The sequence below is a fragment of the Flavobacterium frigidarium DSM 17623 genome (assembly GCF_000425505.1).
GTDB lineage: Bacteria > Bacteroidota > Bacteroidia > Flavobacteriales > Flavobacteriaceae > Flavobacterium > Flavobacterium frigidarium.
In genome coordinates this window covers 27579-47684 of sequence record NZ_KE384394.1, presented here as the reverse complement: position 1 = coordinate 47684, position 20106 = coordinate 27579, and the positions used below count along the sequence as shown (strand labels likewise).

Below are 20106 nucleotides of genomic sequence, written 5' to 3'. Positions count from 1 at the left end.
GAGCTAGACTTAGCGAAGCTATTTAAGATTCATCTACAGGCAAATACAAGCTGTCAAAAATGAGGAATAAGCAACTAGCTAAAACATGTAACAACAGCAACCATAAAAGCAGCGGTATTTCGCAATAGCTCTTTTGGCATATATTTTGTAGTATAACAAGTAATAATTTAAACTAAATCAACCAAATGAAAAAAATTATCTTAAGCTTGGCCGTTGTCGCTTTGATGTTTACTACGTCTTGCAAAAATGAAACAACAGAAGGAGCTAAAACAGAAATGACAACAGAAGGATCAGAAAACTTAGCTGAACTCGAAGCTGCATATAACGATGCTGTTGTAAAATTAGAAGAGGCTAAAAAAAGTGGAGATATAGAAGCTGAAAAATTAGCACAAGAAGCAGTTGACCAAGCAAAAGCTTCTTGGGAAGCAGCTGCTAACTCTACTATAGAGGTGAATTCAGATTTGCAAGAAGGTCTTGAAGAAACTAAAAGCGATTTAAAGGAGGCAAAAGAAAATGCAGAGGCACAAATTGACAAATCAGCTTCTGAAGCTAAAGAAGCTATCAATACCGCAAAAAATGACGCCGTAAACAGTGCTAATATAGCAAAAGACAATGCAGTAGAATCAGCTAAAAAAGCGAAAGCAGATGCTGAAGCAGCAGCCGCAAAAGCTAAAGAAGACGTTAAAAAAGGATATAATAATTCTTTAGAAAAAATGAAAGTTAATTAATCAACTTTTTAGATTATAATAAAGCCTTGCTATACGAACAAATTTAGTTCAAAATAGCAAGGTTTTTTCTGTTTTAGATAATTTGTAAAGTTTATCTAATGTTCATACTAGGCCTAGATAATTTCAAAAAAATTAGCCCACAAAAAAACCCAATCTTTTCAGATTGGGTTTTTAAATAAATTGAGAAAATCAATTATGCTTCTACTTCGAATGGAAGGATTGAAACGTATGATTTGTTATCTCTTTTCTTTTGGAACTTAACAACTCCATCTACTCTTGCGTGTAGTGTGTGATCTTTACTGATGTAAACATTTTCACCTGGATTGTGTTTTGAACCTCTTTGTCTTACGATGATGTTCCCTGCAATAGCAGCTTGTCCACCAAAAATCTTAACACCTAAACGTTTTGATTCTGATTCTCTACCATTCTTCGAACTACCGACACCTTTCTTGTGAGCCATGACGTATTAGTTTTAATATTGTTATTATTCTTTAGTATCGTCCTTTTTAGCAACTTTTGCTTTTGGAGCTTTTTTTACTTTAGGAGCTTCTGCTTCTTCTGTAGTTGCTTCAGCTGCTGCTTTTTTCGGAGCTGCTTTTTTAGTAGCACCTGAGGCAGTAATACCTTCAATTACAATTTGAGTAAGATACTGTCTGTGACCGTTTCTCTTTTTGTACCCTTTTCTTCTTTTCTTCTTGAAAACGATAACTTTATCTCCTTTTAAGTGTTGTAACACTTTAGCTTCTACTGAAGCACCTTCTATAGCTGGGGCGCCTAAAGTGATTGATCCATTGTCATCTAATAAAAGAACTTTGTCAAAAGAAATTTTTGAACCTTCTTCACTAGCTAGACGGTGAACGTAAACCTTTAAGTCTTTGCTTACTTTAAATTGTTGCCCTGCTATCTCTACGATTGCATACATATCAAATTGATTTATTGATTTTTAAGGTTGCAAATATACGATTTAATTTTTATCGTGCAATTCCTTAGTTAAAAAAAACATTGATTTAATTAAAAGCCCATAATCAACACTTTATAATAGCGTTTTTGAGCATTCTATGATAATATAGTTAGCAAAAGAAGCTAACTCATTAAAAAAAGGTATTTTTGAGCTACTAATTATTCGTTATGCATTCACAGTGCAATAACAGCACTTTTATTAATCTTTATGAAAAAATCTATAATGATTTTAAGTACCGCCTTAATGCTTGGAGGAGTAGCAGATGCTCAAAATATAAACTTTGAAGAATACGATTTAAACAACGGCATGCATGTTATTTTACATCATGACCCTTCGGCGCCAGTTGTCGTGACCTCAGTAATGTACCATGTGGGTTCAAAAGATGAAGAGCCAACTAAAACTGGTTTTGCACATTTTTTTGAACACTTATTATTTGAAGGAACAGCCAACATAAAAAGAGGAGAATGGTTTAAAATTGTCGCTTCAAATGGCGGTAAAAATAACGCCAACACTTCTGACGACCGCACTTACTACTACGAAATATTTCCTTCGAACAACTTAGAATTAGCTTTATGGATGGAATCAGAACGCTTACTTCATCCTGTCATAAATCAAATTGGCGTAGACACTCAGAGAGGCGTAATCAAAGAAGAAAAAGCTTCTAGATATGACAATCGTGCTTACGGTAAGATAATAAACGAAGTCAAAAAGAATCTTTTTATCAAGCATCCTTACCAATGGTCAACCATTGGCTCAACGGAACAATTAGAAACAGCGACTTTAGAAGATTTTCAGGCTTTTAATAAAAAGTTCTATATCCCTAACAATGCCGTACTAGTGGTAGCTGGAGATTTTGAAAAAGAGAATGCCAAGAAATGGATCGAGAAATACTTTGGAGAAATCCAAAAAGGAGAAAAAGTAGAAAAACAAATTTTTATCGAAACTCCAATTACGGAGACTATTCGAGCCACTTATCAGGATCCAAACATTCAGATCCCGATGGTCATTGCATCTTACAGAACGCCTTCAATGAAAACTAGAGATGCACGTGTGTTAAATTTAATCTCTGCTTATTTAAGCGATGGGAAAAGCTCTAAATTATACAAGAAAATCGTCGATGACAAAAAGATTGCTTTGCAAATTGGCGCAGTAGGCTTTAGCCAAGAGGATTACGGAATGTATATTGTGTACGGTTTGCCAATGGGAACTCACACATCAGAAGATTTACTTACTGAGATTGACGAAGAGATTGTAAAAATTCAAACCGATTTAATATCTGAAAGGGATTTTGAAAAATTGCAAAACCAATTCGAAAATCAATACATCGACATCAATTCTAGCGTGGAAGGAATTGCCGAAAACTTAGCTAAGTACTACCTTTTATATGGTGACATAAATCTTATTAATACAGAAATAGCGACCTATCAATCCATTTCTCGCGAAGAGATCAGATCGATTGCAAAAAAATACTTAAATCCCAACCAGCGTTTGATTCTTGATTACATTCCCGCTAAAGACAACACTAAGAAATAAGCATTTACTTATGTCACAAAAAACATTAATTTTATTCATCTTATTATCCATAACAGGAATCATGCAAGCACAAAAACGCCCGCAACCAAGATCTGGAAAAGCACCGACCGTTAACATCAATAAACCACAGACATTTACTCTTAAAAACGGTTTAAAAGTGATGATTGTTGAAAACCATAAACTCCCAAAAGTAACCTTCAATTTAACTATTGACAACCCACCGTACTACGAAGGAAAAATAAAAGGAGTCGACGATCTTTGCAGCAGCTTAATAGGTAGTGGGAACATGAAAATCACAAAAGACAATTTCAATGATGAAGTCGATTTCCTGGGAGCAAATATCAATTTTAGTTCCCACGGAGCTTATGCAAATGCATTATCTAAATATTCAGGACGCATCTTGCAACTAATGTCCTACGGTGCTTTATACCCTAACTTTACGCAAGAAGAGTTTGACAAGGAAAAGGCAAAAATACTTGAAGCAATACGTTCACAAGAAAAAAATGTTCCAACTATTGCCAATAGAGTTACCGAAGCATTGGCTTTTGGCACCAACCATCCTTCTGGAGAATACATCACAGAAGCTACTGTAAACAATATTACTTTAGAAGACATCAAAGCTAATTATGAAAGATATTTTGCTCCTGATAACGCTTACCTTGTAATTATAGGCGATGTAAAATATAAAAACATTAAACCAATTGTTGAAGAACTTTTTGGAGATTGGAAAAAGAAAAATACCAAATTTGATAGTTACCCCAATCCCCAAAATGTGTCGTCTACCCAAATTAATTTTGTCGACACACCAAACGCTTCTCAAACCGAAATTGCATTGGTAAATACTATCAATTTAAAGATGAGTGACAAAGATTTTTTTCCTGCCGTTCTAGCTACTTATATTTTAGGAGGTGGTTTCAACAGCTATTTAAACATGAATTTGAGAGAAGAAAACGGCTGGACTTATGGAGCAAACGCCCTTATTGGCGCAGGAAAATATCCATCGAAGTTAAAAGCTGCTTCTTCTGTTAGAACATCAGCTACAGATAGCGCTGTTGTAGAAATGATCAAAGAAATTAAAAGAATACGCACAGAGAAAGTGTCTGAAATTTTATTACAAGAAGTAAAAGCAGGTTACATAGGCCGATTTGTAATGCAAGTAGAAAAACCACAATCTGTGGCGCGCTATGCACTAAACATCGAAACAGAGGATTTACCGTTAGATTTTTACGAGAATTATATTAAGACAATCGCCGCAGTCACCACTGACGATGTTTTAAAAGCTGCTCAAAAGTATTTGCTGGTAGACAATATGCGCATCATTATTACTGGTAAAGGATCAGAAACACTCTCAGGACTAGAGCAATTAGACATTCCGATATCCTATTTTGATCATTATGCAAATCCTATAGAAAAACCAAAATACGACTAGTATCAACTCATTTTAAAAAAAGCTGCTTAGATAAAATTCTGAGCAGCCTTTTTTTATTTTTTAGCCGATAAATAAACCCCAATTAATATAATAAACGCCCCGAAGAACTGCACCGATGTCAACATCTCATTATCAAGCAAACCCCAGAAGAAAGCGACAATAGGAATTAAATAAGTTACTGAAGTCGCAAAAACTGGCGACGAAATTTGAATCAGTTTAAAGAACAATATATTCGCTATTCCCGTTCCTACAACTCCCAAAATCATAATATACAATATGGATTCCTGCATAGCCGTCAAGGATTCACTAACTTCAGTAAGCGAAGCAGTATTAAAAAAACCAGTGAAATACAAGATAGTTAAAGAAGGAAGAGACAAAATTAAAAAGTTTCCAGTAGTAATACTTAACGGAGTTAAATCAGACAAGTATCTTTTAATGAGGTTTACATTTATTGCATAACAAATAGAAGCAATTACTACTAGAATAGCATAAAAGTAGTTCTGATTTGGATGATTTACAGCACCATTAAAAACCAACAGTAAACTACCAGCCAGTCCAATTAAAACTCCCCAAACTTGCCTCTTTTGAAAAGCCACACCAAAAAATAGTATCCCTAAAAGCAAAGTACTCAATGGGGTCAAAGAATTTAAAATAGCCGTAACACCACTATCTAATTCAGTTTCGGCAATTGCAAATAAGAATGCTGGCACAAATGTTCCAAATACAGATGTAAGAACAATAAACTTCCATTTATGTCTCGGAATTTTGGACAAACTATTAAATCCAATTATCAATAAAAAGAGGGCTGCAAAAATAATTCTAAGTGATCCAACTTGAATTGCTGTTAGACCTATTAATCCTTTTTTTATTAGAATAAAAGAACTTCCCCATACTAAAGAAAGCACAAATAAATAACCCCATTTTAATTGTTTCGATTCCATAAAATAATTTTGCACCAAAATTGAAATAATTTTATGAATTAGCCGAAGCTTTTTCAAAGTATATTTTGATACAAGAACTATTTTTTGAGATTCAGTCTAATAAAAATTAAATTTAAAATCGCGAAAACAAATAATTACCTTAAAACTATTTCCATTTTAAGGTCTCTACAATCCTTTGCATGTCATTTTTCACGTAACTAGCAGCTGGCATGATCGAATCAAAATTAGGCTTTGCATAAAAGTAAACAGCGCCAGTCATAAAATGCTTCACACTATCAGTAACGTAAAACTGAGAATTGGTTGCCGCGTTTCCATCGACTTGATAAAACATACCGTAAACTTTTTTAGAAGTATTTAAAAAGGGTTGCTCTAAAATGTCGTCTGCTTTAATTACGTGCTCATAAGTAAGTTTTTGAGCATCTTTTAACAACATATTTATATCACCATTTACTGGCTTATAAGTCAGGTAAATAGTTGCTTTCATCTTTGGATAATTGATCGTGAAACCACAATTTTTATCTTTCTCGATTTTAGCCTCTGAATTGACTTCAAACTCAAACGGACAGTCGTCCTCAAAGCGTGCATATCTAGCCTCGTTGTAATCTAAGCGCAAATAACTTGCAGGCTTAGGAACAACATCATTTTTGCAACTAGATAAAAATAGTAAACACGAGAATACTAATACGGTAAAAATGAAACCACTCTTATTTATTACTTTACAGTTAACCATCAATCGTTACTTTTATCTGCTTTATGCGTTTATTATCAACAGCTTCAATTACAAAAAGACAATTTTCAAATGTGATGCGTTGTCCTTTTATTGGGAAATTACCTGATATCTCAAGTATAAACCCTGCTAGTGTTTCAGCTTCTCCTTTTTTCTCTTCAAAGAGATCATCATCAACTTCCACTATTCGATAAAAATCTTTTAAATTTATTTTACCTTCAAAGATATAGTTCTTATCATCTAATTGCGAAAAATTAATATCCTCGTCATCAAATTCATCACTTATATCTCCTACGATTTCTTCAATAACATCTTCTAGCGATACCAGTCCTGAGGTTCCACCGTATTCATCCACAACAATTGCCAAGTGACTTTTCATGTTCTGAAAATCCTTTAGCAAGTTATCTAGCTTTTTATTTTCTGGAACAAAGAATGGCTCTCTAATTAACGTGGTCCAATCAAAATTGATCGTATTAATATGTGGCAGTAAGTCTTTAACAAACAGCACTCCTTCGATTTGATCAACATTGTCTCTATAAACCGGAATTCTAGAGTACCCCTTTTCGATAATCTTAGGATAAATTTCGACAAAAGTCTCTGTAACCTCCAATGCAAAAATATCAATCCTCGGACTCATAACTTGCTTTGTATCTGTGTTACCAAAAGACACAATTCCTTCTAAAATTTTCTGTTCTTCTGATGTTGTATCTTCAGAAGAAGTCAATTCTAAAGCTTGTGATAGTTGATCAACTGAGAAATTGGTTTTTTGCTTCCCTAATTTATTGTGTAAATAAACCGTTAATTGACGCATAGGGATGCTGATTGGCATAAGTAACTTGTCTAAAACAACAATAGGATACAAAACGAACTTAGCAAACTTTACGTTATTTCGACTCGCATATACCTTTGGTAAAATTTCACCAAAAAGCAAAAGCAAGAAAGTAACAACGATAACTTCTAAGGTAAATTTTAAAACAGGAGAAGTAATTCCGTCGAATAAATCCCTACCAATGAAGGAGAATAAAATTACAACACCTATGTTGATAAAGTTGTTAGCTACAAGAAGTGTCGCTAATAGCCTTTTTGGACGATCAAGTAAATCGGCTAAAATTGTTCCTTTTGAATCATTCCCTTGGATAGCCTCGTCAATATCTTTTTGTGACAAAGAAAACAAAGCCACTTCGGCGCCTGATATTAATGCTGAGCACAATAGCAAAACAAATATTCCGAAGAAACCAAACACTAGATTCATATCTAATGTATATGCAAAATTCAAACTGGGATCTGGGTCCAAATTAAAAAAGATTAGTTAAACAATTAAAATGGCAAATCGTTGATTGGCAAGCCATTATTTTGTGGGTCAAAGTTAGTGTTTTTTACGGATTCTGAACCGTCATTTTTCTTGTTGTTTTCGGCATCTTTTTTTGTCGACAAAAAAGTAAACTCAGTCACCTGAATTTCCGAAGTATATTTTGTTGTGCCATCCTCTGCTTGCCACTGCCTTGACCTAATTCTGCCTTCAACATAAATCTTATCTCCCTTTGTCAAATATTTTTCACAAAGCTCAGCAGCTTTATTTTTAACCACTAGATTATGCCACTCTGTAGAAGTGATTTTCTCATTTGTAGTCTTATTAATATAGACCTCATTAGTCGCAAGTTGGAATCTTCCAATGCAATTTCCTCCATCAAAATAATGCATTTTTATATCGTCCCCTAGGTGACCTATTAACATTACTTTATTTAACGTTCCATTCATAATTATTAGTACTCAATTTATATCAAAGATACATTATTATAAAACCTACTTTAATTCCTTTTCGATAAAATTATGAATCACTATTGGAAAAGGAAAACTTCGCAATACTTTATTATCGATACCGTTGTCTACCAGCCCTGCCACAGTGACTTTCCAGAATCTTATATATAGGTGTTGGTGCGACAATTTGTGTACGTTACTTTTATCATCATATTCCATGATGCTAATTACTTTATTGTCGACAACCAGACTCGATTTTAAACTGTTTTCAATATATTCAAATCCTTCCTCCTTTTCAGACTCTATTAAAGGAAACTCATATAAGTTATGCCAAATCCCTTTTGCTGTTCGTTTTTGAACAAGCGTATTGTCATTCTCATCAGCAATTACCAAATAATTAAAATATCGTTTAGTCACTTTTAACTTCTTAGACTTTACTGGCAACTGGTTGATTTTATTTTTCTGCAAAGCAAGACAACTAGTATTAAATACACATATAGTACAATCAGGATTTCTAGGTACACATTGCAATGCACCAAATTCCATTATCGCCTGATTAAAAGTTGCTGGATCATCTTTTGGCATTAACTCAAATGCAAGTGCAGCAAATTCTTTTTTAGCAGAAGCCAAAGCAATATCTGTTTCAACATCAAAATAACGAGATAGAACACGAAACACATTTCCATCAACTACAGGAACCGCTTCATTGTATGAAAAGGAAGCAATTGCAGCGGCAGTATACTCACCCACTCCTTTTAATTCTAATAGCTGTTTATAATTATTAGGAAAGACGCCATTTAATTCAAATGCTACATATTGTGCTGCTTTATGCAAGTTACGAGCTCGCGAATAATAGCCCAAACCTTGCCATAATTTCAAGACTTGTTCTTCATCGGCTTTCGCCAAATCAAAAACAGTAGGAAAAGCAGTCGTAAAAGCGAGAAAATACGGCGTTCCTTGCGCTACTCGAGTCTGTTGTAGCATGATTTCTGAGAGCCAAATATGGTAAGGATTAATTGTATTACGCCATGGTAAATCACGTTTATTCAGTAAATACCACTGAATTAACAAGTTAGAAAAATTCATTATTAAATATTTGTTTACAAAAGTAAAAGTTTATGTGATTAAAATTTAATGAATTAGCTTGAATATTTGTTTTTTAAATTCATATATTTGCACACTCAAAAAAATTATTACAATATAATAAATAAGGAAAGAAAATGACGAAAGCAGATATCGTAGCAAAAATTTCAGAAAAACTAGGTCTTGAGAAGGGTGATGTTCAGGCGACAGTTGAAACTTTTATGAATGAAGTTAAAAACTCATTAGAGACTGGAGACAATGTTTATTTAAGAGGTTTTGGAAGTTTTATCGTAAAAACTAGAGCTGAGAAAACTGGTAGAAATATTTCTAAGAATACCACAATAAAAATTCCTGCACACAACATTCCTGCTTTCAAACCTGCAAAAGTTTTTGTAGAAGGAGTAAAAATAAATAACGAAGCAAAATAATATTAATTAATCATAAAATCAACTCGATATGCCAAGTGGTAAAAAAAGAAAGAGACATAAGGTAGCAACTCACAAACGTAAAAAAAGAGCGAGAGCTAACCGTCACAAGAAGAAAAAGTAGTTTTAAACTACTTTTTTCTTTTTAAAAGTTCATTGAAATCGAAAATTAGTAATCAGTCCGCAGTTATAAGTATGCAGTTTTCTGCTAACTCAAAGTTACTTGCTGCCAGCTAGTTTTCCCCGGGTTCAATACCTGTTAAATTATTGTTTAATCCATCCTTACAATTAGCCAGTCGCCAAAAGCAACAAGCCAAAAAGTACGGATAAAAATTTACAGATGAATAAAGAATTGATCATTAGATCTAGTTCTGATTTCGTAGATTTTGCCTTATTAAAAGATGGAAAACTAATTGAATTACACAAAGAAGAAGAAAAAAGCAACTTTCAAGTAGGTGATATTTTTATCGCCAAAATTAGAAAACCAGTTGCTGGACTTAACGCTGCTTTTGTAAACGTAGGCTTCGAAAAAGATGCCTTTTTACATTATCACGATTTAGGCCCTAATTTATCTTCCCAACTGAAATTCATAAAACTTGTAAGCGCAGGTAAAATAAAAGATTTCTCCCTAAAAAACTTTCAGTTTGATAAAGAGATTGATAAAGACGGTACCATTACTGAGGTAATTAATGCCAATCAATCTATCCTTGTCCAAGTTGTAAAAGAACCAATATCTACAAAAGGACCAAGAATTAGCGCTGAGCTTTCTCTTGCCGGACGTTTTATTGTTCTTGTCCCTTTCTCTGACCGTGTCTCGATTTCTCAAAAAATTGAAGACAAGAAAGAAAAAGACAGACTCAAAAAACTTGTACAATCTATCAAGCCAAAAGGATTTGGTGTTATTGTTCGCACAGTAGCCGAAGGCAAAAACACAGCCGAATTAGAAAAAGATTTGCAGAACCTGCTTAGCAGATGGGATGCAATGTGTAAAAAATTACCAACCGCTCATCACCCGTCAAAAATTTTAGGAGAACTCAACAGAGCATCTTCTATTTTAAGAGACGTATTCAATGATACTTTTACTAGTATACAAATTGATGATGAAGAGTTGTACAATCAAACGAAGGATTATTTGCAAGAAATTGCACCTTCAAAACAATCAATTGTTAAGTATTATCAATCAAATGATACACCTATTTTTGAGAAATACAACATAGAGAGACAAATCAAGACCTCGTTTGGAAAAACGGTATCTATGAGTAAAGGGGCTTACCTTATTATTGAACATACTGAAGCTTTACACGTTATAGACGTAAACAGCGGAAACCGTTCTAATAAAGCAACCAACCAGGAAGATACTGCCATGGAAGTAAACATGATAGCTGCCGCCGAAATCGCTAGACAATTGCGTCTTAGAGATATGGGTGGAATTATTGTGATCGATTTTATCGACATGTCTAATCCCGAAAATCGCAAAATCTTGTTCGACTTCCTTAGAGAAGAAATGAACGATGACAAAGCAAAACACAAGATCTTACCTCCTAGTAAATTTGGATTAGTTCAAATCACACGACAAAGAGTAAGACCTGAAGTAAATATTAAAACTAGAGAAGAAGATCCAAATGATGTAAATGGCGAAATTGAAGCGCCAATATTAGTCATCGACAGAATCAATTCTGATTTAGAAAGAATTTTAAAAACTCACAAAGATGTTGTGCTTAATGTACATCCATTTGTGGGAGCATACCTTACCAAAGGTTTTCCATCATTACGTTCAAAATGGTTTTTTGAACATAAAAAATGGGTGAAAATTATACCACGTGACGCTTACACGTATTTAGAATATCATTTCTTTGACAAAAAAGGAAATGTTATAAAAGACTAAACAAGAAACCGCTTTTCGCAAGATTGGCGGTTTTTTTGTGTCTTGTTCTCACTGTAAAGCAAAAGATTAACCTATTTTGAGGGCTTCATTAAATAAAATTATCAGGAGCTATTTCCAGCTATTCGCTACAATCTTTAATCCCTAAAAGTCGGGATTAAAGGATTTTCACTACTATCCGGGCTAAAAAAATAGAATTATGAAATTACATCATAACTCTATTATATCATCTCATACTACTAACAATAATAGCTTAAGTATTAGATTAACTACCTTTTTAATAGTTTTAATTAACTGTTTTGCAAACGGGCTAACTTACGCTTTCTTTGCAAAAAGAAAACTGTAATTAAAGCACCACATATAGACATTACAACACCCACCAAGTTAGGTGTAGCATAGTTTAAACCTGCAACCAATGGCAACCCTCCTAAAAAAGCTCCTAAGGCATTCCCAACATTAAAAGCAGCTTGTATAGAAGCCGATGCAATCAGCTCAGAACCCACCGCTGTTCTAATCATCAAGATTTGTATCGCTGAACCAATCGAAAAGGAAATACAACCTGTTGTAAACACTAAAATTAAACTTGCATATTGATTTGAAGAAAAGAGATAAACCAACACCAAATCAACCGAAAGCGATAACAAAATAGCTATAATAGAAATCTCAGGAGAAAACCGATCAGTTAACTTTCCTCCTATTAAGTTTCCTATTACCATTCCTAATCCGGCTAAAACCAAAATATAGGATACATTTTCAGCTGAGAATTTAGATACGTTTGTTAACAATGGAGCAATATAACTAATCCAGCAAAACAATCCTCCTGTACCTATGGCAGTAATCAAAATTACCAACCAAGCGTCTAGTTTTTTAAATACTTGCAACTGACTTTTTACTGTTACTTTTGCTCTGGCTTCTAAATTTGGCATCCAAAAATAAAGAGCTGCAATCGTTAATAGTCCAATAAAGGCAATAATAATAAACGTATACCGCCAAGCAAAGTGATGCCCGATGTAGGTTCCAAAAGGCACTCCAGCGAGATTTGCCACTGTTAAACCTGAAAACATAATGGATATAGCTTGTCCTTCTTTTCCTTTTTCTGCTAGTCGAGTTGCCACCACAGCACCCACACCAAAAAAAGCTCCATGCGGCAATCCTGCGAGCAAACGGGAAAGAAATAGAAAATTATAAGAAGGCGCAATAATAGCTAAGGAATTAAAAAGGGTTAACATCACTGCTAGAATCATCAAAATCTTTTTTTGAGGCGCGTTACGAGCCATCATAACAATCAATGGAGCCCCAATTACAACACCTAAAGCATACGCTGATATTAAATATCCAGCCACCGGAATCGAAACTTTTAAATCTGATGCTATATCAGGCAAAAGTCCCATCACTACAAACTCCGTTGTTCCTATTGTCAAACCGCCCAACATGAGCGACAGTAAACTTTTCTTCATTTTTTAATTATAGTTATAAATTGGTATAATCACCATAAAATTTAGCGAATTTTGGTGATTAGTGTTGATATAGATAGCTATCACTTCCTTCTTTCTGCAAAAAAACGTTTCATTAAATCAGCAGCTTCATCAGCTAAGACACCGCGGACAACCGTAGTCTTAGGATGTAGTTGTGTTCCCATTTTTTCATAACCACGATGTTCGTCACGTGCTCCATAAACAATTTTTGAAATTTGACTCCAGTACAAAGCACCTGTGCACATTTGGCAGGGCTCAAGCGTAACATACAAAGTGCAATCTTTTAAATATTTACCGCCTAAATAGTTTGCTGCCGCTGTAATAGATTGCATTTCAGCATGTGCAGTAACGTCGTTTAACAACTCCGTTAAATTATGACTTCGAGCAATAACGATATTATTAACTACAACTATAGCTCCCACAGGGATCTCGCCTTTTTCAAAAGCCATTTCGGCTTCATTCAAAGCCTTCTTCATAAAATACTCGTCTGTAAAAGGATTTATCATAATATGAGGTGCCAACTTACAACTTAAATCCTGCTGCAAATCTCTGTTTTTTTTCTGATTCTTGGTAAAACAACTTTTTTATCGAATGCAAAAATACAATTTCAAATCGTACATTTGCTATATGTCAAACACATTACTTTCGAGCATTTATTATCCGTCGGATTTACGCAAATTAGATGAAGAACAACTTCCTCAAGTTGCTCAAGAACTTCGTGATTTCATTATTGATATTGTATCTGTAAAAGAAGGTCATCTTGGCGCAAGCTTAGGTGTCATAGAGCTTACCGTTGCTTTGCATTATGTATTCAACACACCCGATGATTTACTTATTTGGGATGTGGGTCACCAAGCTTACGGACATAAAATACTTACAGGTCGCAGAGAAAACTTCGATACAAATCGCCAATTGAAAGGAATATCGGGTTTCCCAAAAAAAAGTGAAAGTGAGTATGATGCATTTGGCGTAGGCCACTCTTCTACCTCTATTTCTGCCGCTTTAGGAATGGCAATTGCTTCTAATTTAAAAGGAGAATTTAATAAACAGCACATTGCTGTAATAGGAGACGCTTCAATTGCATCAGGAATGGCTTTTGAAGGATTGAATCACGCTGGGGTTACTGATGCTAATTTATTAGTGATTCTAAATGACAATGCTATAGGGATTGACCCTAGTGTAGGTGCTTTAAAAAATTATTTAACAGCAGTTAAAAACGGAAAAAATCACAAGCAAAACAACATGATCAAATCCTTGAATTTTGATTATTCAGGACCAATCGATGGAAATGATATGTTTGCAGTTGTAAAAGAATTGAAACGTTTACAAAAAATAAAAGGCCCAAAATTTCTGCACATCACTACTATCAAGGGAAAAGGGCTCAAACAAGCAGAAGAGGATCAGGTAAAATACCATGCGCCAGGAAAATTTGATGCTAAGTCTGGAGAAATACATATTAAATCTGAAGAAAATCTTGCTCCAAAATATCAAGACGTCTTTGGCTTGACCGTATTAGACTTGGCCCTTAAAAATGAAAAAATTATAGGTATTACACCTGCAATGCCTTCTGGTAGTTCGCTAAAATTTATGATGGAAGCACTACCTCAACGCGCTTTTGATGTAGGTATAGCAGAGCAGCACGCAGTTACACTAGCAGCAGGTATGGCCACACAAGGAATGATCGTATATTGTAACATTTATTCGACTTTTTTACAACGTGCTTATGACCAAGTAATTCATGATGTCGCTCTCCAAAATCTACCTGTAATATTCTGCTTAGATCGCGCCGGATTAGTGGGTGAAGATGGCGCCACTCATCATGGTGTTTATGACATCGCCTATTTAAGATGCATTCCTAATATGATAATTTACGCTCCTCTAAATGAATTAGAACTTCAAAATATTTTATACACAGCACAATTGGGGTTAGCACAACCTATTGCAATTAGGTATCCTCGCGGACGCGGACAAATTCCCAAATGGCAAAAAGAACATTTTGGTCACTATGAAGAAATTAAAATTGGAAAAGCAAATGAATTAAGATCAGGGTCAAAAATTGCTGTTCTTTCAACTGGTACCATTGGCAACAATGTTACTACAGCTTTATCGAATATAGAAACTAATGATTTGGTTGCACATTACGATTTTCCATTTGTAAAGCCATTAGATAAAAATCAATTGCATAAAATATTTTCTCAATATTCAGAGATAATTACAATTGAGGACGGAACTGTGAAAGGTGGTTTTGGAAGCGCCATCTTAGAATTTGCTGCCGAACACGATTATAAAAAGAACATAACTACTTTAGGGGTGCCAGACGAATTTATCGAACATGGAACAGTTTTTGAGCTGCAACAATATTGCAAAATCGACGTTAAAAATTTGGAAACGATTTTTTCAAGTAAATCAAAATAATTATTTTGCGTCCCCTAACCACCAACCATATGTCTAAATTGCTGTGTTCACTTTGTTTGTTGTTTCTTTTTTCGACAACCGCATTCTCTCAGAAAATTATTACTACTAAAAGAGTTCCAAAACCTACGGTACAAAGAGACACTTTGAGTCACTGGACAAAGAAAAATCAAATTGGATTTGACATTTCAGAAATTGCTTTTTTAAACTGGAATGCTGGAGGAACGAGCTCGATTTCTGGATTAATAAAATCTAAATTTACACGTGTTTACACCAAGGAAAATTACAATTGGACTAATGAGCTTGTAATGCGTTACGGCCTCAACAAGCAAGATGGAATAGAGCTGAGAAAAACAGAGGATGCTTTTCAATACAATACCGCCTTCGGTTATAGAACAGATACCATTTCTAACTGGTATTATACAGCCAAATTAAATTTTAATACACAATTTACAGAAGGTTATTCGTATCCCAACACGAGCACTGCAGTATCTAAATTATTTGCCCCTGCCTATTTATTTGTGGGTATTGGAGCTGAATATGCTACAAAAGAAAAAAATAAATTACTTTACATCTCTCCTTTTACCTCAAAGATGACTTTTGTATTAGACCAGCGTCTAGCAAATTTAGGGTCTTTTGGTGTGGTTAAGGCCACTTATGATAGTGAAGGAAATTTACTAACGCCAGGAGAGAAATCTAAAATTGAACTCGGTTTCTTAATCACTGCATTGTACAAAAAAGAAATCCTTAAAAACATCATTCTAGAGAACCGCATTAGTTTATACTCTGATTACATCAATAGATTTGGAAACGTCGACATTGACAACGATTTACAAATTGAACTTGTCGTTAATGACCACGTAAGAACTAATATAGGGGCTCACATCATTTATGATGATGATATCAAAGCAAAAGAAGAAGTTGAGGGAGTACAAGTTACTGTAGGCCCTAAACTTCAACTTAAACAAGTTCTAGGTGTAGGTATTACCTATGCTTTTTAAACTTACACCCCTTTTTTACCATTTATCGTATTAAACAACTCTAGCGCATTTCCATCAGTTAGTAAAGAAATATAATGGCATATATGAAGTAATCTTTCATACAGATTGTCTTTTTCTATATGATGCTTCTCTGGCAACATTTTTAAAATAAGTGCATCATAGTTTGAGGCTACACCATTATATTTATTGTCATAAGCTGTGATAAATTTATCTAGTAATGTCTGTATGATTTGATACCCTACAATCTCCTTTTCGATTACTTCGCGGCTTTGATAAATGTTATCAACACTAATTTTTATTATATCATCCATTTGTGCTTTGTACTTACTTTTGTCAGTCAAAGCAAAAGGAAACTTCCCTTGTAAAATGGCCTCTTCATTATCTATAAATACTTTTACGGCATCATTGATTAAACTACCTATTGCTAATGCACGCAGGTAACTTATTCGATCCTCTTTAGTTTCAAGTGTTTTATATTTTCGAGTGTCAATACTGTCTTTTACTAATTTAATCAAATATTCAAGAGCAAAATCCTCCGAAACAAGACCTAAATTGATTCCGTCCTCAAAGTCTATAATAGTATAGCAAATATCATCAGCCGCTTCTACAAGGTAAGCTAGTGGATGTCTTTCAAAACCAATATCATTTCCAGATTTATTAGCAATAAGCCCCATATCGTTTGCTGCTTGCTCAAAAAAATGTTTGTCTGTTTGAAAGAAACCGTATTTTTTATCTGCAATATTGCTTGTTGGTTTTTTAGGTAAACTCTCTTTAGGATATTTCATGAAAGCACCTAGAGTAGCGTATGAAATACGGAGGCCACCTTCAATCCCCGGACGACTTGCCGTAAGCACCGAAAAACCATTTGCGTTTCCTTCAAAATCTATTAGATCTTGCCATTGCTTGCTCGATAATTGATCTTTGTATTTTTTTCCGTTTCCAATAGAAAAATATTCTCCTATTGCCTTTTCACCTGAATGCCCAAAAGGTGGGTTACCTATATCATGTGCTAATGAAGCTGCAGCTACAATTGCCCCAAAGTCGTTCATCTGATAACCATGAACTTCTCTTAAATGGGGATATTTTTCAATTATTTTCTTCCCTACTAATCTTCCTAATGAGCGGCCTACTACCGAAACCTCTAAACTATGAGTCAATCTGGTATGTACAAAATCAGTCTTTGACAAAGGAATTACCTGCGTTTTATCTTGCAAACTTCTAAAAGCCGCCGAAAAAATAATTCGATCATAATCAACCTCAAAACCTAATCGCGTGTCGTCTTGCTCTATTCGTAATCGCTTGCTAGTATCGCCTTGTCTTTTTAATGATAGTAGTTGTTCCCAGTTCATGCTGTTTATTGTAGGATTAAAATAATTAAATTATTTTCCAAAGATAGAGAAATCCCATTGAGTTAAAATACCTTTTACTTGTTTAATGCCTCTTTGAAATCCCTACTTAATTGCGGCTGTCTATAAAAGTATTTTATCAAAAATTAAAAAGTCATTTGCAAGTATTAAACAAATAGCGCGTATTTTTACCCACAAATACATCAAAGTACAATGGCTAAAAAGATTACCATACTCGGCGCAGGATTGAGTGGATTATTAACCGCTTATCATCTCCAAAATAAAGGTTTTGATATCGAAATTGTAGAAGCAAGAGACCGCGTGGGTGGGCGCATTCACACCATTAAAGATTCCAACACGCAAATTGAAATGGGTGCTACATGGTTTAATGATGCTCATACCAATTTTCGTGCTTTACTTAGCGAATTTAACCTAGACTACTACGAGCAATTCATGACAGGCACTTCTTTTTTTGAACCCTTTTCTACAGCGCCTCCGCAAGAAATTGACATTCCACAAAATAGTCCTAGCTACCGTGTTACCGGTGGAACAAGCCAACTTATAGATAGCATATTAAATAAATTGATTGGTATTACTACGCATTTAAATGAAGCGGTCACCAATATCAACTTTGAAAATAATTTAACAAAAGTTACTACCACTAACACCATTCTAGAGACTGATTATGTGATTTCAACTTTACCACAAGCGCTATTTACTCATGACATCACGGTTGTTCCTAGCTTACCAATTCAGTTGCAAGATCTTGCCGAAAAAACACATACCTGGATGCAAGACGCTATTAAAGTTGCTTTTGTTTACGACACTGCATTCTGGCGCAACAAGAATATTTCAGGAACATTATTTAGCAATGTTGGCCCTATAACCGAATTCTACGATCAGTCAAATGAAGCACTTACTACATTTGCATTGTGTGGTTTTATAAGCTCCGGCATGGAGATGTACACAAAAGAAGAACGCTTGATCAAATTAAAAACGCAATTAGAGAAAGTTTTTGGTCAGGAAGCACTTCAGTTTACGTCTTATCATGAAACTGTTTGGTCAAAAGAAGAATTTACAAAGAGCGCCAAACAAATAGGATTTATGTACCCGCATCAAAATAATGGCCATCCTTTGTTTAGAAAAAACTATTGCGACAATCGCTTATTATTTGCAGGAACCGAAACCGCTCAACAACACCCTGGTTATATGGAAGGCGCCGTAGTGGCAGCCCAACGTGTTGCTAACGAAATTTTGAAATTAGAAAATAAGCTTTAACACCCTTTTTTATGTTATTTACAGGCCAACTCAATGAATTCATCAGATTAGCAGAAATAGACTCTAGCAATTGTCATTTGCTTAAAGAGAAAATCGCCGATGGATTAAGTGTGATTTGGTCACTCGAACCAATGGATATAAAGGTTGACGGTATTGAACACAACTTCCCTACAAACACCGTTTTGTTCTTAACAGAATATCATAAAGTTGAAATAATAAAAATCAATAGCGCCAGATTAATTCGCTTTAACAGAGCGTTCTACTGTATAGCAGATCACGATAGCGAAGTAGGCTGTAAAGGCATCTTGTTTTTTGGCGCATCACAATTTCCCAAAATTGCCATTCCAGATGCCGAGCTAGAAAAATTAGAAATATTATGGAAGATGTTTGCAATCGAAATGGCTTCTAAGGATGATTTGCAAAATGACATGCTACAAATGATGCTAAAGCGCCTGCTTATTTTATGCACTCGTATCTACAAAGAACAAACAGAACTAACCACATTTGATAAAAAACAATTAGATATTGTTCGCGACTACAACTATCTCGTGGAAACCAATTTTAAGATAAAAAAACAAGTGGCTGACTACGCAGAAATGCTCAACAAAAGCCCTAAAACTTTATCTAATTTATTCAAAAAGTACAACGAGAAATCCCCTTTACAAATCATTCAAGACCGCACTATACTTGAAGCACGTCGCTTGTTGCGCCATTCTGATCAAAGTATAAAGGAAATCGCTTACGAAATAGGTTACGAAGACATCCAGTCCTTCAGTAGGTTTTTTAAAAAATTAGAAGGCGTTTCCCCATCAGAATTCAAGAAAGACGTTGACTGATTTCTAGGAGCTATTCCAGCTATTTGCTCTATCTTTTATGCTGAACCCCAGCATAAAAGGATGCCGCGACTATCTGGGCTAGGGTGTTGAGAGTGGCAAGAAGTATTTACTTAACGATACAATCCGCTTACACAAACAATCATCACCACCATTTGTCACGCTGAAAGCGTCTCACGAAAGTAACTCAGCAAACTAGAGACGCTTTCAGCGTGACAAACTATGAGGAGTTACAAACTCGTTAAAAAAGCGACACTCTATAAACACTCTGTAATTACCCTTCAATAAAACTCA

General features: G+C 34.7%; 19 protein-coding genes. 9 read left to right on the top strand and 10 right to left on the bottom strand.

Annotated features, from left to right (window positions below):
- Positions 1-185 precede the first annotated feature (185 nt).
- Positions 186-728, top strand: a complete 543-nt coding sequence (locus tag H603_RS17200) for a hypothetical protein (RefSeq protein WP_051219380.1) — start codon at positions 186-188, stop codon at positions 726-728.
- 193 nt (positions 729-921) lie between these two features.
- Here H603_RS17200 and rpmA read toward each other — a convergent pair whose 3' ends face one another.
- On the bottom strand, positions 922-1188 hold the full coding sequence (gene rpmA / locus H603_RS0115970) for a 50S ribosomal protein L27 (protein WP_026709571.1): 267 nt from the start codon (positions 1186-1188) through the stop codon (positions 922-924).
- 24 nt (positions 1189-1212) lie between these two features.
- Positions 1213-1650 carry a 50S ribosomal protein L21 gene (gene rplU / locus H603_RS0115965; protein WP_026709570.1) on the bottom strand — a complete coding sequence of 146 codons (438 nt, stop codon included), beginning with the start codon at positions 1648-1650 and terminating at the stop codon, positions 1213-1215.
- A 246-nt stretch (positions 1651-1896) separates the two neighbouring features.
- Between rplU and H603_RS0115960 the strand changes: the two genes are divergently transcribed.
- The gene (locus H603_RS0115960; protein ID WP_026709569.1) at positions 1897-3222 is read left to right on the top strand and encodes a M16 family metallopeptidase; all 1326 of its coding nucleotides are present in this window, start codon (positions 1897-1899) and stop codon (positions 3220-3222) included.
- A 10-nt stretch (positions 3223-3232) separates the two neighbouring features.
- A complete protein-coding gene (locus H603_RS0115955) occupies positions 3233-4651 on the top strand; it encodes a M16 family metallopeptidase (protein ID WP_245576130.1) in 1419 nt (472 codons plus the stop codon).
- 53 nt (positions 4652-4704) lie between these two features.
- On the opposite strand, the gene H603_RS0115950 is transcribed toward H603_RS0115955, so the two are convergent.
- From H603_RS0115950 to mutY, 5 genes are all read right to left on the bottom strand, one after another.
- The gene (locus H603_RS0115950; RefSeq protein WP_026709567.1) at positions 4705-5592 is read right to left on the bottom strand and encodes a DMT family transporter; all 888 of its coding nucleotides are present in this window, start codon (positions 5590-5592) and stop codon (positions 4705-4707) included.
- Between the two features lie 145 nt (positions 5593-5737).
- Complete coding sequence (gene gldD / locus H603_RS0115945; protein WP_084157765.1) at positions 5738-6322, bottom strand: gliding motility lipoprotein GldD; 585 nt, start codon at positions 6320-6322, stop codon at positions 5738-5740.
- Entirely contained in the window at positions 6315-7613 is a 1299-nt protein-coding gene (locus tag H603_RS0115940; RefSeq protein WP_026709565.1) for a gliding motility-associated protein GldE, read from the bottom strand. Before H603_RS0115940 ends, gldD begins: the two co-directional genes overlap by 8 nt.
- A gap of 23 nt (positions 7614-7636) precedes the next feature.
- Entirely contained in the window at positions 7637-8077 is a 441-nt protein-coding gene (locus H603_RS0115935) for a single-stranded DNA-binding protein (RefSeq protein ID WP_026709564.1), read from the bottom strand.
- Between the two features lie 45 nt (positions 8078-8122).
- A complete protein-coding gene (mutY, locus tag H603_RS0115930) occupies positions 8123-9163 on the bottom strand; it encodes an A/G-specific adenine glycosylase (RefSeq protein WP_026709563.1) in 1041 nt (346 codons plus the stop codon).
- 134 nt (positions 9164-9297) lie between these two features.
- On the opposite strand from mutY, the gene H603_RS0115925 reads away from it, so the two are divergent.
- Both H603_RS0115925 and H603_RS0115920 read left to right on the top strand, forming a co-directional pair.
- The gene (locus H603_RS0115925) at positions 9298-9588 is read left to right on the top strand and encodes an HU family DNA-binding protein (protein WP_016989051.1); all 291 of its coding nucleotides are present in this window, start codon (positions 9298-9300) and stop codon (positions 9586-9588) included.
- 337 nt (positions 9589-9925) lie between these two features.
- On the top strand, positions 9926-11470 hold the full coding sequence (locus H603_RS0115920; RefSeq protein ID WP_026709562.1) for an Rne/Rng family ribonuclease: 1545 nt from the start codon (positions 9926-9928) through the stop codon (positions 11468-11470).
- 287 nt (positions 11471-11757) lie between these two features.
- Here H603_RS0115920 and H603_RS0115915 read toward each other — a convergent pair whose 3' ends face one another.
- Positions 11758-12924 (bottom strand): MFS transporter, encoded by a 1167-nt coding sequence (locus H603_RS0115915; RefSeq protein ID WP_026709561.1) that lies wholly within the window; start codon positions 12922-12924, stop codon positions 11758-11760.
- Positions 12925-13004: 80 nt separating this feature from the next.
- Complete coding sequence (locus tag H603_RS0115910) at positions 13005-13448, bottom strand: nucleoside deaminase (RefSeq protein ID WP_026709560.1); 444 nt, start codon at positions 13446-13448, stop codon at positions 13005-13007.
- Between the two features lie 121 nt (positions 13449-13569).
- On the opposite strand from H603_RS0115910, the gene H603_RS0115905 reads away from it, so the two are divergent.
- Positions 13570-15357: a 1-deoxy-D-xylulose-5-phosphate synthase gene (locus tag H603_RS0115905; protein WP_026709559.1), complete on the top strand. Its 1788-nt coding sequence runs from the start codon at positions 13570-13572 to the stop codon at positions 15355-15357.
- 29 nt (positions 15358-15386) lie between these two features.
- The gene (locus H603_RS0115900) at positions 15387-16355 is read left to right on the top strand and encodes a DUF3078 domain-containing protein (RefSeq protein WP_026709558.1); all 969 of its coding nucleotides are present in this window, start codon (positions 15387-15389) and stop codon (positions 16353-16355) included.
- Between the two features lie 2 nt (positions 16356-16357).
- On the opposite strand, the gene H603_RS0115895 is transcribed toward H603_RS0115900, so the two are convergent.
- A complete protein-coding gene (locus H603_RS0115895; RefSeq protein WP_026709557.1) occupies positions 16358-17704 on the bottom strand; it encodes a deoxyguanosinetriphosphate triphosphohydrolase in 1347 nt (448 codons plus the stop codon).
- A gap of 210 nt (positions 17705-17914) precedes the next feature.
- On the opposite strand from H603_RS0115895, the gene H603_RS0115890 reads away from it, so the two are divergent.
- Positions 17915-18979 carry a flavin monoamine oxidase family protein gene (locus H603_RS0115890; protein WP_026709556.1) on the top strand — a complete coding sequence of 355 codons (1065 nt, stop codon included), beginning with the start codon at positions 17915-17917 and terminating at the stop codon, positions 18977-18979.
- A gap of 11 nt (positions 18980-18990) precedes the next feature.
- Positions 18991-19815, top strand: a complete 825-nt coding sequence (locus H603_RS0115885) for a helix-turn-helix domain-containing protein (RefSeq protein ID WP_026709555.1) — start codon at positions 18991-18993, stop codon at positions 19813-19815.
- Positions 19816-20106 lie beyond the last annotated feature (291 nt).

Excerpts from the sequence above, each read along its gene's own strand:
- H603_RS17200 (WP_051219380.1), top strand. The coding sequence starts at position 186 with ATGAAAAAAATTATCTTAAGCTTGGCCGTTGTCGCTTTGATGTTTACT.
- rpmA (WP_026709571.1), bottom strand. The coding sequence starts at position 1,188 with ATGGCTCACAAGAAAGGTGTCGGTAGTTCGAAGAATGGTAGAGAATCA.
- rplU (WP_026709570.1), bottom strand. The coding sequence starts at position 1,650 with ATGTATGCAATCGTAGAGATAGCAGGGCAACAATTTAAAGTAAGCAAA.
- H603_RS0115960 (WP_026709569.1), top strand. The coding sequence starts at position 1,897 with ATGAAAAAATCTATAATGATTTTAAGTACCGCCTTAATGCTTGGAGGA.
- H603_RS0115955 (WP_245576130.1), top strand. The coding sequence starts at position 3,233 with ATGTCACAAAAAACATTAATTTTATTCATCTTATTATCCATAACAGGA.
- H603_RS0115950 (WP_026709567.1), bottom strand. The coding sequence starts at position 5,592 with ATGGAATCGAAACAATTAAAATGGGGTTATTTATTTGTGCTTTCTTTA.
- gldD (WP_084157765.1), bottom strand. The coding sequence starts at position 6,322 with ATGGTTAACTGTAAAGTAATAAATAAGAGTGGTTTCATTTTTACCGTA.
- H603_RS0115935 (WP_026709564.1), bottom strand. The coding sequence starts at position 8,077 with ATGAATGGAACGTTAAATAAAGTAATGTTAATAGGTCACCTAGGGGAC.
- mutY (WP_026709563.1), bottom strand. The coding sequence starts at position 9,163 with ATGAATTTTTCTAACTTGTTAATTCAGTGGTATTTACTGAATAAACGT.
- H603_RS0115925 (WP_016989051.1), top strand. The coding sequence starts at position 9,298 with ATGACGAAAGCAGATATCGTAGCAAAAATTTCAGAAAAACTAGGTCTT.
- H603_RS0115920 (WP_026709562.1), top strand. The coding sequence starts at position 9,926 with ATGAATAAAGAATTGATCATTAGATCTAGTTCTGATTTCGTAGATTTT.
- H603_RS0115915 (WP_026709561.1), bottom strand. The coding sequence starts at position 12,924 with ATGAAGAAAAGTTTACTGTCGCTCATGTTGGGCGGTTTGACAATAGGA.
- H603_RS0115910 (WP_026709560.1), bottom strand. The coding sequence starts at position 13,448 with ATGATAAATCCTTTTACAGACGAGTATTTTATGAAGAAGGCTTTGAAT.
- H603_RS0115905 (WP_026709559.1), top strand. The coding sequence starts at position 13,570 with ATGTCAAACACATTACTTTCGAGCATTTATTATCCGTCGGATTTACGC.
- H603_RS0115900 (WP_026709558.1), top strand. The coding sequence starts at position 15,387 with ATGTCTAAATTGCTGTGTTCACTTTGTTTGTTGTTTCTTTTTTCGACA.
- H603_RS0115895 (WP_026709557.1), bottom strand. The coding sequence starts at position 17,704 with ATGAACTGGGAACAACTACTATCATTAAAAAGACAAGGCGATACTAGC.
- H603_RS0115890 (WP_026709556.1), top strand. The coding sequence starts at position 17,915 with ATGGCTAAAAAGATTACCATACTCGGCGCAGGATTGAGTGGATTATTA.
- H603_RS0115885 (WP_026709555.1), top strand. The coding sequence starts at position 18,991 with ATGTTATTTACAGGCCAACTCAATGAATTCATCAGATTAGCAGAAATA.